This window comes from Nocardioides maradonensis (assembly GCF_054777115.1).
The window spans coordinates 315808-332353 of sequence record NZ_BAAHAZ010000003.1 but is presented as its reverse complement, the minus strand read 5'-3'; the positions used below and the strand labels follow the sequence as shown (position 1 = coordinate 332353).

Here is a 16546-nt window from a genome sequence, read left to right as displayed (position 1 = left end):
GGTCATCAAGGTGTCCTTCTTCGAGTCGGTTGTGAGAGATCACTCGAAGGATCCACCTGGTGGCCGCGCCTACGTTGCAGGCACGCGCTCACTCAGGTCCGTCGTACACCACTCTGCTGGACTCCACTGTGGTGGCTGGCCACCATGCTGGAAACCCAGCAGTTGACATGGTCGAGCGTGAAGACTCGACTCGACCAACTCAAGTGGCTCCAGCGATTCGTAGATCAGCGCGGCGACGTCGGTCCAGTCCTCGTCACCGACATCGCTGACCTTCGGGACTACACCCGGGCGTTCGCCGCGGCGTTGCGCGATCACGTCGTACTGAGCGGCCGCACCAAGGGCAAACCCCTGTCGAAGAACGTCCGCAGGTCGACGATGGTCGCGCTGGAGCAGTTCTTTCGGCATATGTACGACCACCGGGAGAAGGCGGCACAGGTGCTTGACGAGCATCGCTGGCTGAAGTTGGAGCCGCTCCACACTGTGGTGTTCTTGCCCAGCGACAAGCCACGCCTGACCAACATGGTCCCCGACGACAAGGTCCTCCAACCGACGGTGCTATCGCAGATCATCACCGGCTCTGAACTTCTCGGAAGACCCGTCGCCGAGGGCGGCCTGGGCGATATCCAGGCATTTCACGCGCTTGCTCTCCTGGTCCGGACGGGCAGACGCATGAACGAGGTCCTGATGATGGACTTCGATCCACTGCTGCCGCTCATGGGCGCCCGACTCGACGATGAGACCGACCTGGACGACGGCGCTCTGATCGCACGTCTTCGATACCAACTGACCAAGATCGAGTCGTCGGAGATCTCACCGACGATCCCGGTGGATGCCGAGATCGTGCGCATCGTTCTGGCGCAGCAGGAGGTCGCCCGAGAGATCATGCGCAGACACGGGTCCACCGCCGAGCCGAAGTATCTGTTCCTGCGCACAAGGACGAACCGGCTGGGTACCTTCCCCGTACGCAGCGGGAACCTTCACGAGCAGGTTGAGCGCATTGGCAAAGGTCCTCGACCTGCGCGACAGCCTTGGAGGTCCGGTACACATCACGAGGACCCATCAGTTCCGCCACACAAAGGCCACTAGCCTTCTCAACGCGGGCGTACCGCTCCACGTCGTCCAGCGGTACTTCGGCCATCTCAGCCCCGCGATGACACTGCGCTACGCCAAGACCCTCGCCGAAACCTCAGAGCGAGAGTTTCTTCGCTACCAGAAGGTCAGCGCGACTGGCCAGCCACTCGAAGTCGACCCGGCTGATCTCTTCGACGTCCTCCACCTGGACAAGCGTGCCGATCGCGTACTTCCCAATGGCTGGTGCATGCTGCCCCCGCGCCAGACCTGCGACAAGGGCAACGCCTGCCTGTCATGCAGCGCCTTCGCCACCGACGAGACCCACCGTCCCGAACTCGAAACTCAGTTGGCCTCGACCCAGGCGCTCATCGCGACCCGCTCTGAAGCCTTCGAGCAGCGTCATGGCTGCCCCATGCCCGAGGACAACATCTGGCTCGTCGGCCGCCGCAACGAAACGCGCGCCATCCAACAGGTCCTTATCAGCCTGGACGAGATCAAGACGACGCCGACCGCAGTCCAAGGCTCAGGAGCCATCGACCGACGATCAGGGGACACCTCGTGAGCATCGAACACCTGAAGCAAGCAGCAGCCGACAGGTCGAAGGCCGCTGAGGACCGAGTGCGATCCGCCCTCACAACGATGGGGCGCACCGCCGTGCCCATCAGCTTCGCAGCGGTGGCCCGGGAAGCAGGCGTATCCACCGACTTCCTATATCGGCACCCGCAGTTCCGTCGGGCGATCACAGAGATGCGCCAAGCGAACAAGGGAACCAGACGAGGGCCGACCACCGACACAGTTCTCGCGGAAGACGACTCTTCCGGCGGGACGGTCCGAGCACTCGCGGCGCTACTTCGCGAGATGAAGGCCCGGCACCGCGATGAGGTCGCGCGGCTGAACAACGCCCTCGCCGCAGCGCACGGCGATAACCTCCTGCTGCGCCGTCGAATCGAAGGGTGCGCGCGCTGCTCAGCCAGCCGTCACGACTCCGGCCTCGATAACACTTGACACCCTCAGCCCAAGGACGTCTGATTGCCCTACCAGACGTGGGCGCGCTAGCCGCGATCACTCTCACCGACTCTTGGGGGCTGTCATGCGACGCTCTGTGGGAATCATCGGATCGCTATTGCTCGGTGGCACTGTGTTGGCTGCCTCAGCCCCCGGCGCGCGCGCTGACGGCGGTGGCGGCGCTGTGGCGCCGATCCACAACTCTGACGCCCCTTCGAGTGTCTCGGTGACGTCGACGTACAGCGGTCCCGTGACGTCCAGGATCGTCACATCATCGAACGGAACCGCCGTTGCTCGCGACGCGAGCGGTAGCGCCCCGACGCCTCAGTACGATCCGAATGCCCCTTCGTCCGAAGAGGTTATCGCGACGATCACTGCCGTCCCGCGAACCGGCCGCGTTGCGTCGGCGACCGGCGAGGCTCCGATCTCGTGCACAGTGGAATACGACTACCCGCACCCGGCAACGTCGACCGGCAAGACAACGATCAACGCGCACCTCACCGCGAAGTGCGACTACTACGTGCCCTCGATCTCAGTTGCCAGCCAGATGTGCCACGCCAACGGCGACACGTGCGGGACGATCGACACCAAGACGCGCTATGCGACGAACTACGCGCAGACTGGCGGCGACTTGGCCTGTGGACCGCTTTCTCGGGCGTACCAGGCATTCGGCTCGGTCGACATCGAGTTTCCGCCCAACTACACCCCGCCTAACTACATCGACTTTCTCGCCAGCCAGAAGCGTTGGTTCCAGAAGGTTGGCGGGATCTGCGTCGCCTCCTAACCGAGCGGGAAGTCTTTGCGTTCACTTCTTGACTACGTCGGGCGGCCCTCATCCGCCGAGGTTGAAGCCCTCGGGGGCTGGAATGGTCGTGGATGGACTCCTTGGCCATTCCAGCGCACCGTCCTCGTGCTCAATCCCTTCGAATATGTGACTAGTGGTCCGGATCGGCCCATGATCCAGCCTGTCACCTGGCGCACGGTGGCGCGCGACCTCGGGTGGACAACTGAAGAGTGGGACACCTTTGCGAGCCGTCCGTATCCGAATCCCGCGGAGTTGAAAGCCGCAGCGCACGAGAGGTCCCCCGATCAACTGAACGGACCGACCGAAGGACTTCTTGAAGCGGCCGCACGGCGCCTCGTCGTTCGACGCCTACGAGCAATGTCGCAAGCGTCTGGTGCCACCTTGGGCCTCTACTCCGGATACGAGGCAAACGATGACCGGTTGGACGCCTTTCCGCGAGTGACGGTCGACGGACTTCCATATGCGGTAGTCGAAGGAGAACTCGGTCAGGTACTCGACTCGTGGGCGAGCGACCAGCCGTCAGAGACGTGGTGGACGATGCTCGTTGCGTTCCTCTGGCCGAATGATCGGTCGTGGTTCGTTCGCATTGACCCCGACAGCACATTCGCTGCGATCGGTTGTGACGACCGCGCTGCCGACGACCTACTAGCCGACCCGGCGCTCGAATGCCGCGAGGCTGTTTGACCGGCACACGCACTCTGTGTCGTCGGCATACCGCTCACTGCATGACCAGCGAAGACATGTCCTCAACGTTTGACAGGTACTGATTCGAGGTGGTCGATCTGGAGGTACCGGCCGCCGTAGGCGTTGGTGTAGGTCTGGCCGTTGTACCAGCTGAGCCAGCGCCCGGTGGAGACCGTGCAGTAGCTGTTGCGGGTCGTGGGGACCGAGGACTCGGCGATCAGCACTCGCGCGCGGGTGTTGCAGTAGCCGTACGGCGTGTCGGCGGAGGTCCAGTCGCCGTATTCGCTGGCGCGGTCGTAGGACGCGGCGTGGGAGTGAGCTGCGACAGGCAGCGCCCTGATCATGGTGATGAGCGGCTGCGAGACGGTGGATGCCCGGGGCGCCGCAGGCCGCGCGGCCGCCGCAGGACCGTCGAACCGGCGCCGAGCATCGTTGCTCCTAGCGAGGAGGCGTATCGAGACCCAGCAGCTCGGCCAGGATCGCGTCGCGGACCTCCGGCAGCCGATCGCCGACGCCGGCCGCGACGTCCGCGAGGTCGGCGCCAGCCCGGGCGCGGTCCTCGTCGCTCAGCACGAGCCGGTCGAGCACGTCGTACGGATCCCAACGGTCGTAGACGATGCACTGGAGCCGCGCGCCGTCCTTGGTACGCCGCTGCGAGATCCCCACCGCCTTCCGGCCCTCGACGAGCACCTCGCCGGGCCCGAGCGCACCGAAGCAGACCTGCCGTCCCCAGTCGGTCGACTCCAGCCCACCTCGGTACAGCGACGCGTCGAGGCCGACGCCGGTGAGCGCCCGCAGCCACGCCTCACCCAGCCAGTACGTCGATGCGCGTACGTCGTCGCTCCACCGCGGATCGCTCTGCGGCACGACCACGTCCAGCCACAGCGAGCGGGCCGGGTCGACGTACACGGCGCCACCCCCGCTGCGCCGTCGTATGACGGACACCCCCTCGGCCGCCGCCCGCGCGAGGTCGGCCGCCGACTCCGGCTGGGCGCTGCCGAGGACCAGCGCCCGCTCCGAGGGCGTGAACAGCCAGACCTCCGCCACGTCGAGACCCTCGGGGATCACCCGCGCGTGGAAGTCGGCGACGGAACCGTCGACGTGGAGGAGGCGCATGCCCGCGATTGTGCCGTCCGAGAGCGGGCCCGAGAAGCAGCACACCCGCCGGTCGTGTGGGGCGACCCGCGGGTGTGAAAGTCCCCGCCGCGAAGTCTCGGGTCAACGCGGCGGGGACAAGCGCAAGCATGCCCCTCGCAGGTGCGTGGTGTCTCGCGAACTTCGGAATTCCCCTCGACCGGGCTAGACCGTTGGGGGCGCGTAGGGTGCGAGACGACTGACCGCCCGGCGCGATCAGCCCGGCTCGTCAGGAGTCCTCAGGTCCGCGGCGCCGGTGCCGAGTGGACGGGTCCCACCCCCGTCCCGAGGAGCCTCATGTCCGTCGTACGCCGCCTGACCGTCAGCATCCTGTGCTGTCTCGCCCTGGGAGTGGGGATCCTCGCCGTCGCGCCGGCCAGCCCCGCCCGCGCCACCGACACCGCCGCCTGCACGCAGGCGAAGGCCAAGGTCGCCCAGTCCGTGCAGCGCGAGAAGACCACGAAGCACCGCATGGTGAAGGCCAAGAGGGCCCTCGCGAAGGCCAAGCGCTCGCACCGGCACGCCAAGATCGTGAAGGCCCGCAAGGCGCTGCGGAAGCAGACCCGCGCGCACTGCCGTGCGGTGGCCGCCCTGCGCAGCGCCCGCGCCGCCCAGGCGAAGGCCTGCGCGTCCACGGGTGGCGGCGGCGGTGGTGGCGGCGGCGGTGGCGGCGGCGGCGGTACGACGCCCGACCCGGCCGCGGGCCTGGGCAGCCTGCTCGCCCTGCTCACCGCGAGCCTGAACGGCGGCTCGATCCCGGCGCTCGACGCCGGCCAGCTGACCACGCTGCTCGACACCCTCTACCCGGGCGCCAGCAGCGCGCTCAACCCGACCCAGGTCACCGAGATCCTCTCGGCGTTCGGTGGCGCCGGAGCGCTCGACCCGTCCCAGCTGACCACCCTGCTCGCCGGTCTGCCGGGCGCCGACCAGCTCGACCCGACGGTGCTCGTCGGCCTGCTCTCCGGCGGCTCGCTCGATCCGACCCAGCTGACCAACGTGCTGACCACGCTCACCGGCGCCCTCGGTGACCTCGGCCCGACCGGCCTCGGCAACCCCGCCGACGCTGCGAGCGTCATCACCTCGATGCTCGGTGCGCTGAGCGACCCGACCCAGGCCCTCGGCACCCTGCTGGGCCTGCTCGCCGCGGCCGGCAACGGCGGCAGCATCCCCACGCTGGGCTCGACCCAGCTGACCACGCTGCTCGACGGTCTCTACCCGGGGGCGAGCTCCGCGCTCGACCCGAGCCAGCTGACCACCCTGCTCGGCTCCTTCCCCGCCGCCGGCTCGCTGGACGCCGCCCAGCTGGGCGGCCTCCTCGCCGGACTCGGCGCGAGCGGCGTCGACCCGACCCAGCTGCTGGCCGTGCTCGGTGGCGGAAGCCTGGACCCGTCGCAGCTGACCGCGCTGACCGGCGAGATCACCGGCCTGCTGAACTCCGTCAGCAGCGGATCGTTCACCAGCCCGGCCGACCCGCTGGGCACCATCGGGACCCTGCTCCAGAGCATCCTCGGTGGCCTGGTCTGCGGGCTCCTGCCGATCTGCTGAAGGGCCGACTCAACTTTTCTGGGCCGTGCGCTGGGCGTCGGCCAGGATCGACTGCAGCGACCACAGGAGGTGCTCGCGGGCGTGCTCGCCCGCGAGCATCTCGTACCCGATGAGGGTGCTCAGGCCCCACACCGTGAACGCCTCGGCGCGATCCGGGCCGACGACGGCCTGCATCGCCTCGTAGACCACCTGGTAGCGGGCGTCGTCGACCAGCTTCTGCACCGCGCCCACGCGCGGGTCGATCGCGGCCCACACCCGGATCGCGCCCTCGGTGCGGTGCAGCAGGTCGTGGCCGGCCTGGACCAGGAGCTGCAGCCGGGCGACCGGGTCCTCGGTCTGCCGCGCGATCTCGATGGTCTGCTCGGTGCGCTCGGTGACCCAGTTCGCGAGCAGCGAGTCGGTGAAGTCCTGCCAGTTGTCGAACGAGTGGTAGAACGACCCGGTCGTCACCCCCAGGCGCCGGCACAGCGCGGCCAGCTTGAGGCCGCCGTACCCCTCCGTCGCGAGGATCTCCTCGCCGGCGGCGTACCAGGCGTTGCGCAGGGCCTCGTTGCGGCGCACGGGCGGTTCGCTCATGGGTGCCCTCTCGATCGGCGACGCCCCATCGTAGGACCGTCGATCCGCGCGCGGTGAGCGGAACCGGAACACCGTCGACCCGGTCGGCATTGGTCGGGGACGTGACCGCCGTGCCGCCGCGCCTCCTGCTGATCTTCGCGTTCATCGCGTCCACCTCGCCGCTGGCGATCGACCTCTACCTGGCGAGCTTCCCCGACATCGCCGCCGACCTCGGCACCACCGCGGCCCGGGTCCAGCTGACGCTGACGGCGTACCTGGTCGGCATGGCGGTGGGACAGCCGGTCTGGGGTCCGCTCGCCGACCGGTTCGGCCGTCGCTCGGTGCTGCTGACCAGCAGCTCCATCACCGTGGTCTCCACGGTCGCGGTGCTGCTCGCGCCGACCATCGGGCTGCTCATCGCCGCCCGCTTCGTGCAGGCGCTCAGCGGCTGCTGCGGCATGGTCGTGGTGCGCGCGATGATCTCCGACCTCGCCGAGGGGTACGCCGGCGTACGGGCCCTCACCTCGATGATGACCATCCAGGGCCTGGTGCCGATCGCCGCGCCCGCGCTGGGCGGGCTGCTCGCCACCTTCCTTCCCTGGCGCGGGGTGCTGGGCGTGCTGGCCGGGATCCTCGTCGTGCAGCTCGCCGTCACGACCGCCGTGGTCCCCGAGACGCTGCCGCCGCCACTGCGGTCCGCCCGTGTCGACTACCGCAGCCTGGCCCGGGTGGGCGCCCGCCCGGCGTACCTCACCTATGCGGTCACGCTCGGGCTCTCGGTGGGCTCGGTGATGACGTACGTCGCCAGCGCGTCCTTCGTCTACCAGGACGTCCTCGGCTTCTCGCCGCTGCTGTTCGGCATCTCGTTCACGGTCAACGCGATGGGCATGGTGAGCGCCGGCCTGGTCTCGGCGCGCCGGGCCGCCCGGCTGCACCACCCCGCCCGCACGGTCGGCCTCGCGCTGCCGGTCACGGTCGCCAGCACGCTCCTGATCACGGCCCTGGCGGCGTCGCCCTGGCCGGTGTTGATCGTCGTCCCGATCCTGACCAACGCCTTCGCATCCAACCTGGTGATGGGCAACTGCATGGGCCTCGCGATGCAGCAGTCGCGCGACCTGCCGGGGGCCGGCTCCGCCCTGCTCGGGCTGGTGATGTTCGGCATCAGCGCGGGCGTGACCCCGCTCGTCGGGCTGCTCGGCGGCGTGGGATCGGCGGTCCCGATGGGGATCGTGATGACGGCCGCCTCCGTCCTCGCCGCGACGGTCTTCACGCTGGGTCGGCGGTGGATGGCCCGCAACCCCGCGGCCGAGGTGGCCTTCGCGTGATGCACCCCATTCCTCTCCGCTCACCCCGATCGGAACGGTTTGTCTACTGAACTACTAGAGATTGAATGGAGTCATGTCCACCTCCTCCACCCGGCCCGGCCGTCGACGGCTCGCCGCCACCATCGCCCTCCTGTTCGCAGCGCTCGCAGCCCTGACCGCGTGCTCCGCCAACGCCGAGGGCGGCAGCTCCAACGTCGTCCGCTACCAGAGCTACGCCGGCGCGGTCGACCCGCTCCTGGTCGCCGATGCCCTCGGCAAGCTGAACGGCATCGAGCTCAAGCGGGTCGGTGACGTCACCGGTGGGCCGCAGGCGCTGCAGGCGCTCGTCTCCCATCAGACCGACATCGGCTCCTCGGCCTTCTACGGAGCCATCGCGCAGCTGGTCGCGTCCGGCGCGCCGATCAAGGCCGTCTTCCCGTCGTACGGCGCCAACGACAGGACCAACCAGAAGCTGGTCGCCCTCGACAGCTCCGGCATCACCGACGCCAAGAGCCTGGTGGGCAAGCGGATCGCGGTCAACACGCTCGGTGCGAACGCCGAGGCGTTCCTCGACAGCTGGTACCAGCAGCAGGGCCTGACCGCCGACGAGATCAGCAAGATCACCCTGGTCCCGCTGCCGCCGCTGAACACCCCGGACGCCCTCGCCAAGGGCCAGGTCGACGCCGCCGTCGTGGGCTACACCGCGTACCAGCAGCTCGCCGCGCACGACAAGGTCAAGGAGATCACCAACGACGTGAAGGCCCTCGGCGGCCCGTACGTCGGTGGCGCGTTCACCATGCGCGACGACTTCATCAAGGACAACCCCGACGTGGCCAAGCAGGTCGTCGCCGGCATCGCCGCGGCCGTGCAGTTCATCGAGACGCACACCAAGCAGCAGGTCTTCGACGTCTACTTCCCCTACCTGAAGAGCCACGGCTTCGGTGACTACATCGAGGCGATCCAGGCCAACTACCCCGGCACGCTCGGCCTCACCCCGAAGCCGGTCATCAAGCCCGAGGACATCTCGCGGTGGACCGACTGGCTCGCGGGTCGCGGCGACGTCAAGTCCGGCTTCGACGTCTCGAGCGTCTACACCAACGACCTCAACCCGAACGCCTGAGGAGGGGCCATGAGCTCTCGGATCGAGCTGAGCGGCGTCGGACAGACCTTCTGGGTCCGCGGCGACGACGACAAGCAGCTGCGCGAGTTCGTCGCGCTGGACCACCTGGACCTCACCGTCGAGCCCGGCGAGTTCCTGACGGTCGTCGGGCCGTCCGGCTGCGGCAAGTCCACCGTGCTCGACCTGATCGCGGGCCTGGCGTCCCCGTCGACCGGCCGGCTGACGATCGACGGCCGGCCGATCACCGGCCCGGGCCTGGACCGCAGCGTGGTGTTCCAGCAGTACACGCTGCTGCCCTGGCGGACCGCCGCCGCCAACGTGGAGTTCGCGCTCGAGGCTCGCGGCGGGCTGTCCCGCCGCGAGCGGTCGGCGCGGGCGCTGGAGTACCTCGCCCTGGTTGGGCTGTCCGAGTTCGCCAACCGCTACCCGCACGAGCTCTCGGGCGGCATGAAGCAGCGGGTCGCGATCGCGCGGAGCCTGTCCTACGAGCCCGAGGTGCTGCTCATGGACGAGCCGTTCGGTGCCCTCGACGCGCAGACCCGCGAGCGGCTCCAGGAGGAGCTGCTCGGGATCTGGCGCCGCACCGGTACGACGGTCGTGTTCATCACCCACGACATCGAGGAGGCCGTCTTCCTGGGCCAGCGGGTCGCCGTCATGAGCGCGCGGCCCGGGCGGATCCGCGAGGTCATCGGGATCGACCTGGACCGCAGCGCGGCCGGCGAGACCGACGTCCGCGCCACCCGCGAGTTCGCCGACTACCGGCACCGGATCTGGTCGCTGCTGCGCCAGCAGCACCTGACCGCCGCGGCCGGGGCGCATCGCCGGGAGGAGGCGTCCGATGTCCAGCTTGCTGGCTGAGAAGACCGAGGCGCGGCTGAACCCGCGCCAGGAGGAGTCCGCGCGTGCGAAGGGGGTGTCGCTCCGACGTACTCGCGCGGTGACGGTCGCCCGCGGCGTCGCCGGCCTCCTCACGGTCGCCCTGATCTGGGAGCTCGTGCCGCGGCTCGGGCTGGTGGACTCCTACCTGATCCCGCCGCTGCACGTGGTGCTGCGCGAGTGGTGGTCGATCGCCACGGACGGCTCGCTGCTGAAGAACGTCCGGGCCAGCGTCGTGCGATCGGGTCTCGGGTTCGTGGTGGCCATCGTGCTCGCGATCCCGCTCGGGGCCGCGATCGCGTGGTACCGCCCGGTGCGCGAGTTCTTCACCCCCGTGCTCGAGCTGTTCCGCAGCACCGCGGCGCTCGCGATCCTCCCGGTGTTCACGCTCGTGCTGGGCATCGGGGAGACCTCGAAGATCGCGATCGTCGCCTACGCCTGCTTCTTCCCGGTGCTGCTCTCGACGATCGCCGGCGTGGCCACGGTCGACCCGCAGCTGCTGCGCTCGGCCAAGGTGCTCGGCCTCTCGCCGGTGCAGACCTTCCGCAAGGTGGTCTTCCCGGCCGCGGTCCCGACCATCTTCACCGGCATCCGGATCTCCGGCGCTGCCGCGATCCTGGTCCTCATCGCCGCCGAGATGATCGGCGCCACGGCGGGTCTGGGCTTCCTCATCAACTACTCGAACATGAACTTCTTCATCCCCAAGATGTACGCCGCGATCCTCACCACCTCGGTCCTCGGCGTCGCCGTCAACTACGGCCTGGTCTGGCTGGAGCGGCGCTTCTCGCGCTGGCGTCCGGCCTGATCGGGCGAAGGAGAACCCTGATGTCTGCACCGAACCGTCAGCTCAACCTCAACGCCTTCCTCATGGACACCGGCCACCACGAGGCCTCGTGGCGGCACCCGGACTCGTCCGTGGAGCGCGCCAACGACATCGACTACTACATCGAGCTCGCTCGATCAGCCGAGGACGCCAAGCTGGACGCGATCTTCTTCGCCGACGCGCCCGGCATGTTCTCGGCCACGCCGTACCGTCCGACCGGGCACCTCGAGCCGATCACCCGGCTCGCCGCGATCGCCGCGCGGACCTCGAAGATCGGGCTCATCGCCACCGCGTCGACGACCTTCTACGAGCCCTACAACCTGGCGCGGCTGTTCTCCTCGGTGGACTTCGCCTCGAACGGGCGGGCCGGGTGGAACATCGTCACGACCCAGTCCGACGCGGTCGCCCGCAACTTCAACCTCACCGAGATCCCGACACCCGAGGAGCGCTACGCCCGGGCCCAGGAGTTCATCGACGTGGTGACGAAGCTGTGGGACTCGTGGGAGGACGACGCGATCCTCGCCGACCGATCCACCGGCCACTACTTCGACCCGGAGAAGGTGCACGCGATCGAGCACGTCGGCCGCTACTACCAGGTGGCCGGCGCCCTGGCCGCCCCGCGATCGCCGCAGGGCCGGCCGGTGTACATCCAGGCCGGCTCCTCCAACGAGGGCCGGGCGTTCGCGGCCCGCAACGCCGAGGCGATCTTCACCGCGCACCAGACCCTCGGCGACGCCCAGGCCTTCTACGCCGACATCAAGGCGCGGGCCACGGCCCTCGGCCGCAACCCCGATCACGTCAAGGTGCTGCCCGGCATCAGCGCCTTCCTCGGCGACACCGAGGCGGAGGCCCGTGAGCTGGAGGCCTACGTCAACTCGCTCACCGTGCCGGCGTACGGGCTCGCCCAGCTGGAGACCCTCGGCGGCATCTCGCTGAGCCACCTGGAGCTGGACGAGAAGGTGCCGGCCGAGCTGTTCGTCGGCTCCGGCGACGTGCTCGACAACAACCGCTCGCGGCTCCAGGTCGTCGCCAACATCGTCGAGCGCGACCGGCCGACGCTGCGCGAGCTGCTGCACCGGCTGGCCGGCGGCCGCGGTCACAACGTCGTGGCCGGGACGCCGCTCCAGGTCGCCGACCTCATCACCGAGTGGTTCCAGAACGGGGCCGCGGACGGCTTCAACGTGATGCCGCCGCTGTACCCGCAGCTGCTCGACGCCTTCACCACCTCGGTGGTGCCGATCCTGCAGGAGCGCGGTCTGTTCCGGACCGAGTACGCCGGCGACACGCTGCGTGATCACTACGGGTTGCCACGGCCCGAGAGCGTGTACGCCGCCGAGCGGGCTGCTGGGAAGGCGGCAGCCACCGCCTGATCGCTCCGCAGGACGGGGGATCCACCGAGGGCATCGGTGGATCCCCCTCTTCGATTTCGCCGCATCGCTGGACGCGAACGAGAACCTGTTCCAAGATGCCGGGATGCCGATGACGGAGTGCTCGCGGGGTCACGAGCCGGGCTACGTGCCGGGTGGCGGCGAGGCCTGGCGGAGCCCGTGGGCGTCGTACGCCTGGCTGCGCGACGAGGACCCGGTGCACCACGTCGTCCCGGTCAAGCGGCCGCAGGACGACTTCTACGTGCTCAGCCGGTACGACGACGTGCTGGCCGCCGCCGTCGACGCGGCCACCTTCTCCAGCGCGAGCGGCCTGACCACGGCGTATGACGACCTCGCGCGGGTCGGGCTCGATGCCAACCCGCCGATGGTGATGACCGACCCGCCGGTGCACACGGCGTTCCGGAGGCTGGTGGCGCGCGGGTTCACGCCGCGCCAGGTCGGGGAGATCGAGTCGGTGGTGCGGGCGTTCGTGCGCTCACGGGTGGCGCGGCTGGTCGCGGCCGGTGGCGGGGACGTGGTGGCGGAGCTGTTCAAGCCGCTGCCCAGCCTGGTCGTGGCGCACTACCTCGGCGTACCGGAGGAGGACCGGGCACAGTTCGACGTGTGGTCCTCGGCGATCGTGGCCGCGAACGCGGCCGGCGGTGCCGAGGCGGCCGTGCTGGGCGCCGCCGACGCGGTGGCCGAGCTGATGGGCTACTTCGCGGACCTGGTCGAGCGGCGGCGTGCCGAGCAGGCGCGGGGCGTGATGGCCGAGGACACCGTCTCGCACCTGGTGGCGGCCGCCGAGGACGGCGACGGCCCGGACCTGCTGGCCGTGTTCGGCTTCGTGTTCACCATGATCACCGGCGGCAACGACACCACCACCGGCCTGCTCGGCGAGGCCGTGCAGCTGCTGGCTCTGCATCCCGAGCAGCGCGAGGACCTCGCCGACGACCCGGCGCTGATCCCGCACGCCGTGGAGGAGTTCCTGCGGTTGAGCAGCCCGGTCCAGGGCCTGGCGCGCACGACGACCCGCGACGTCGAGCTGCACGGCGTACGGATCCCGGTGGGCCGCCGGGTCCTGCTCCTGTACGCCGCCGCCAACCGCGACTGGCGGGCCTTCGGCGCCGACGCCGAGCTGCTCGACATCCGCCGCCGCCCCACCCGGATCCTCGCGTTCGGCCAGGGCCACCACCACTGCCTCGGCTCGGCTGCTGCCCGGCTCCAGGCCAGGGTCGCCCTCGAGGAGCTCCTCGCGGTGATCCCGGACTTCTCGGTGGACCTCGACGCCGTCAGCTGGGCGCCGGGGGCGTACGTGCGGCGGCCGGAGTCGGTGCCGCTCGCCGTGCTGTAACACGTCGTCCTTGGCGCTACCAGCCCGTTCGGCGGTGCTGGAAGCACCGACGGCTGGCTGCCAGCTCGGCGGACGACGTGTTACAGCGCCGCCGCCTCCGCCACCTCCGTCGCAGCCGCCCGCCGCGGCAGCACCGCCAGCGGGTCGTCGTACACGGGGCACAGCGCGATCGTGCACGCGGCGGTCGCCTGGATGCCCGCCCCGAACCGCGTGAACGAGACCGGTACGTCGGTCAGCACGCCGGTCTGCAGCGCGGTGAGGATGTCCTCGAAGACCGGCGGGCAGCCCGTGAACGCCTGCCCCACGAGCACCACGCGGTCCGGCGCGGTCATGTCGCGGACGACGGATGCCGCCGAGCCGAGCAGCTGCGCCCGCTCGCGCAGCAGCCGCAGGACCGGCTTCTCGCCGGCGCGCTCGTAGACCGCCTCGATCTCGGTGCTGCTCGTCCAGCGGCGCGCGGCACGCACCACGGCGGCGTCGCCCGCCGCCACCTCGAGGCAGCCGGTCCGTCCGCAGGGGCAGGGCACCGTGGCGCTCGTCGGCAGGTGCGCCAGGCTGCCGACCCGCGACACCTCGACGACCTCGCCCTTGTCCACCGCGAGCGCGAACCCGACCGTGTCGCGTGCGTAGACGTAGAGCGTCACGCCGGGCGTGCCGTGCCGCCGGTGGAAGAACTCGCTCGCGGCCACCGCGGCGATGTGGTCGCCGGTGTGCACGTCGAGCCCGGTGAGCTCGTGCAGCTCCTGGCCGTACGCCGCCGGGTCGATGCCCAGCTCCCGCCACGGCCCGACCAGGCCCGCAGCGAGCGGCGCCCGCGACGGGAGCGAGCCGAGCAGCCGGGCCGCGATCCGGCCGAGCGCGTCGAGGTCGGGAGCCTCGCCGCGGGGGCGGCGCACGGTCTCGTGGGTGACGACGCGCCCGGTCAGGTCGCCGATCGCGACGGTCGCGATCCGCCGGCCGACGTGCACCCCGACCACGACGAAGTGGTCCGGGTCGACCTCGACGGGCACGCCGGGTCGGCCGATCGACCCCGACCGGATGCGGTCGGGGCGCTCGCGCAGCATCCGCGCCTCGCAGAGCGCGGTCACGACCCGGCCGACGGTCGCCGGGCTCAGGCCGCTGCGCGCGACGATCTCGTCGCGGGTGACCAGGCCGCCGGCGCGGACCTGCTCGAGCACCTGCGCCGACGTACGTCCGAAGCGGCCGCGTGCCACGGTGATCATGGGGGAGCGATGCAGCACCACGGGGAACTCCGATCTAATGTCGAGCAACTCAGTAGACAAACTGTAGAACATGCTCGACGGGAACCCCGACTCCGTCCCACAACCGGCGTGCCGTTTCGCCTCAGCCGGATCGGAACCGTTGTCGGGACCGGCCGCTCGGCGGACCTTTGACGGCATGACCATCCAGATCGAATCCCCCGTCCTCACCACCACCAAGCTCGGCTCGCGCATCGGTGCCCGCATCGACGGCGTCCGGCTCTCCGGCGACCTGTCGGACGAGACCGTCGCCGAGATCCGGGCGGAGATCCTGAAGCACAAGGTGGTCTTCTTCCGGGGCCAGGACCACCTCGACGACGACGGCCAGATCGCGTTCGGCGAGCGGCTCGGCCCGCTCACCACCGCGCACCCGACGGTCAACACCGGCAGCGCGCGCGTGCTCTCGCTCAAGGCCACCCGCGGCATGGCCGCCAACTCCTGGCACACCGACGTGACCTTCGTCGACAAGGTGCCGGCCTTCTCGATCCTGCGCGGCGTCACCATCCCCGAGTACGGCGGCACCACCAACTGGGCCAACACCGCCACGGCGTACGACTTCCTGCCGCCGCAGCTCAAGGCGCTCGTCGACGGGCTGTGGGCCATCCACAGCAACGACTACGACTACGCCCACCAGTTCGGCGAGGACGGTGCCACCAAGCCCGAGGACACCGACTTCTACCGCGACCAGTTCGCCTCGACGATCTACCAGACCGAGCACCCGGTCGTCCGCGTCCACCCGGAGACCGGCGAGCGCACGCTCGTCCTCGGCCACTTCGTCAAGCAGTTCTCCGGCTTCAACGCCAAGGAGTCCACGATCCTCTACAACCTGCTCCAGGACCGCGTCACCAAGCTCGAGAACACGGTCCGCTGGACCTGGGCACCGGGCGACGTCGCGATCTGGGACAACCGCGCGACCCAGCACTACGCCGTCGCCGACTTCGACACCCAGGTCCGCGAGGTACGCCGGATCACCGTCCAGGGCGATGTCCCCGTCTCCATCGACGGCCGGACCAGCCGGGTCCTCCAGGGCTCCAGCGACGTCTACAACCGCCTCGACGAATTGATCTCCTGAACCAGTCGGCGGGTGCCATGCTCACCCCATGCCCCCTCGCCTCCGCCTCGTGGGAGCAGTCGTCGTGCTGCTGCTGGTCGGCGGCGTGGCGTGGCTGGGGTGGGCATGGCGGCACCCTCACGCCTTCCGGGACGAGAGCGGCTTCTCCGAATTCCTGAACCGCGCCCGGGTCGGACGCACGACGTACGTCGGCCTGGCGGGCGCCGAGGTCGTGTCCATGCGGGTCACGCTGACCTCAGCCGCACCGCGCGTCGTGACGAACACCGCCGACGCGACCATCGAGGTCCTGGTCTGCGTCCTCCGCCACGGTCAGACCGGGGGCGGCGTCGGGCTGCAGGGGGAGCGGATGACGCACCGCATGTGCGACCTCGGCCCGGCCTCCGGAGCCGAGCTGCTGCCCGGTGGATTTCCCTCTCGCGAGCTCGTCGTGGCGATCACCCCGCACCGACCCGGCCGGGTGAGGATCGACGGGATCGACGTCCGCTACGACGCCGGCTGGCGCCGCGGCTCCCAGCACATCGGCATCGTCGCGGGCTTGGCCGCTCACTGACCACGTGATCGCCCCGCGGGCA

18 protein-coding genes are annotated in these 16546 nt (G+C 69.9%); 14 read left to right on the top strand and 4 right to left on the bottom strand.

Features of this window, described 5'->3' with window-relative positions:
• Positions 1-144: 144 nt before the first annotated feature.
• From ACYVAQ_RS05180 to ACYVAQ_RS05160, 5 genes are all read left to right on the top strand, one after another.
• On the top strand, positions 145-1086 hold the full coding sequence (locus ACYVAQ_RS05180; protein WP_460787411.1) for a hypothetical protein: 942 nt from the start codon (positions 145-147) through the stop codon (positions 1084-1086).
• Complete coding sequence (locus ACYVAQ_RS05175; RefSeq protein WP_460787410.1) at positions 989-1633, top strand: tyrosine-type recombinase/integrase; 645 nt, start codon at positions 989-991, stop codon at positions 1631-1633. Before ACYVAQ_RS05180 ends, ACYVAQ_RS05175 begins: the two co-directional genes overlap by 98 nt.
• On the top strand, positions 1630-2076 hold the full coding sequence (locus ACYVAQ_RS05170) for a DUF6262 family protein (protein ID WP_460787409.1): 447 nt from the start codon (positions 1630-1632) through the stop codon (positions 2074-2076). The genes ACYVAQ_RS05175 and ACYVAQ_RS05170 overlap by 4 nt, the downstream gene beginning before the upstream one ends.
• Before the next feature lie 250 nt (positions 2077-2326).
• Complete coding sequence (locus ACYVAQ_RS05165) at positions 2327-2860, top strand: hypothetical protein (protein WP_460787408.1); 534 nt, start codon at positions 2327-2329, stop codon at positions 2858-2860.
• A 171-nt stretch (positions 2861-3031) separates the two neighbouring features.
• On the top strand, positions 3032-3565 hold the full coding sequence (locus ACYVAQ_RS05160) for a hypothetical protein (RefSeq protein WP_460787407.1): 534 nt from the start codon (positions 3032-3034) through the stop codon (positions 3563-3565).
• 62 nt (positions 3566-3627) lie between these two features.
• Here the strand turns inward: ACYVAQ_RS05160 and ACYVAQ_RS05155 are convergent, their stop codons facing one another.
• Positions 3628-3909, bottom strand: coding sequence for a hypothetical protein (locus ACYVAQ_RS05155; protein WP_460787406.1), 282 nt, complete (start codon positions 3907-3909; stop codon positions 3628-3630).
• Between the two features lie 94 nt (positions 3910-4003).
• Positions 4004-4681, bottom strand: a complete 678-nt coding sequence (locus ACYVAQ_RS05150; RefSeq protein ID WP_460787405.1) for a lipoyl protein ligase domain-containing protein — start codon at positions 4679-4681, stop codon at positions 4004-4006.
• 315 nt (positions 4682-4996) lie between these two features.
• Between ACYVAQ_RS05150 and ACYVAQ_RS05145 the strand changes: the two genes are divergently transcribed.
• Positions 4997-6244 carry a hypothetical protein gene (locus tag ACYVAQ_RS05145; protein WP_460787404.1) on the top strand — a complete coding sequence of 416 codons (1248 nt, stop codon included), beginning with the start codon at positions 4997-4999 and terminating at the stop codon, positions 6242-6244.
• Between the two features lie 9 nt (positions 6245-6253).
• Here ACYVAQ_RS05145 and ACYVAQ_RS05140 read toward each other — a convergent pair whose 3' ends face one another.
• Positions 6254-6820, bottom strand: coding sequence for a TetR/AcrR family transcriptional regulator (locus ACYVAQ_RS05140; protein ID WP_460787403.1), 567 nt, complete (start codon positions 6818-6820; stop codon positions 6254-6256).
• A 101-nt stretch (positions 6821-6921) separates the two neighbouring features.
• Between ACYVAQ_RS05140 and ACYVAQ_RS05135 the strand changes: the two genes are divergently transcribed.
• The 6 genes from ACYVAQ_RS05135 (at position 6922) to ACYVAQ_RS05110 (ending at position 13643) form a co-directional block, all read left to right on the top strand.
• Positions 6922-8124 carry a multidrug effflux MFS transporter gene (locus ACYVAQ_RS05135; RefSeq protein ID WP_460787402.1) on the top strand — a complete coding sequence of 401 codons (1203 nt, stop codon included), beginning with the start codon at positions 6922-6924 and terminating at the stop codon, positions 8122-8124.
• Between the two features lie 73 nt (positions 8125-8197).
• Positions 8198-9223 (top strand): ABC transporter substrate-binding protein, encoded by a 1026-nt coding sequence (locus tag ACYVAQ_RS05130; RefSeq protein ID WP_460787401.1) that lies wholly within the window; start codon positions 8198-8200, stop codon positions 9221-9223.
• A 9-nt stretch (positions 9224-9232) separates the two neighbouring features.
• Positions 9233-10081, top strand: coding sequence for an ABC transporter ATP-binding protein (locus ACYVAQ_RS05125; protein ID WP_460787400.1), 849 nt, complete (start codon positions 9233-9235; stop codon positions 10079-10081).
• Complete coding sequence (locus tag ACYVAQ_RS05120; RefSeq protein WP_460787399.1) at positions 10062-10904, top strand: ABC transporter permease; 843 nt, start codon at positions 10062-10064, stop codon at positions 10902-10904. The genes ACYVAQ_RS05125 and ACYVAQ_RS05120 overlap by 20 nt, the downstream gene beginning before the upstream one ends.
• A 20-nt stretch (positions 10905-10924) precedes the next feature.
• Positions 10925-12292 (top strand): LLM class flavin-dependent oxidoreductase, encoded by a 1368-nt coding sequence (locus ACYVAQ_RS05115; protein WP_460787398.1) that lies wholly within the window; start codon positions 10925-10927, stop codon positions 12290-12292.
• A 103-nt stretch (positions 12293-12395) separates the two neighbouring features.
• Positions 12396-13643 carry a cytochrome P450 gene (locus ACYVAQ_RS05110; protein WP_460787397.1) on the top strand — a complete coding sequence of 416 codons (1248 nt, stop codon included), beginning with the start codon at positions 12396-12398 and terminating at the stop codon, positions 13641-13643.
• 80 nt (positions 13644-13723) lie between these two features.
• Here ACYVAQ_RS05110 and ACYVAQ_RS05105 read toward each other — a convergent pair whose 3' ends face one another.
• Positions 13724-14866, bottom strand: a complete 1143-nt coding sequence (locus ACYVAQ_RS05105) for an ROK family protein (protein WP_460787396.1) — start codon at positions 14864-14866, stop codon at positions 13724-13726.
• A 175-nt stretch (positions 14867-15041) separates the two neighbouring features.
• Here ACYVAQ_RS05105 and ACYVAQ_RS05100 point away from each other — a divergent pair, with 175 nt between their 5' ends.
• Entirely contained in the window at positions 15042-15974 is a 933-nt protein-coding gene (locus tag ACYVAQ_RS05100; protein ID WP_460787395.1) for a TauD/TfdA dioxygenase family protein, read from the top strand.
• A 28-nt stretch (positions 15975-16002) separates the two neighbouring features.
• Positions 16003-16524: a hypothetical protein gene (locus ACYVAQ_RS05095; RefSeq protein ID WP_460787394.1), complete on the top strand. Its 522-nt coding sequence runs from the start codon at positions 16003-16005 to the stop codon at positions 16522-16524.
• The last annotated feature ends 22 nt before the right edge of the window (positions 16525-16546 follow it).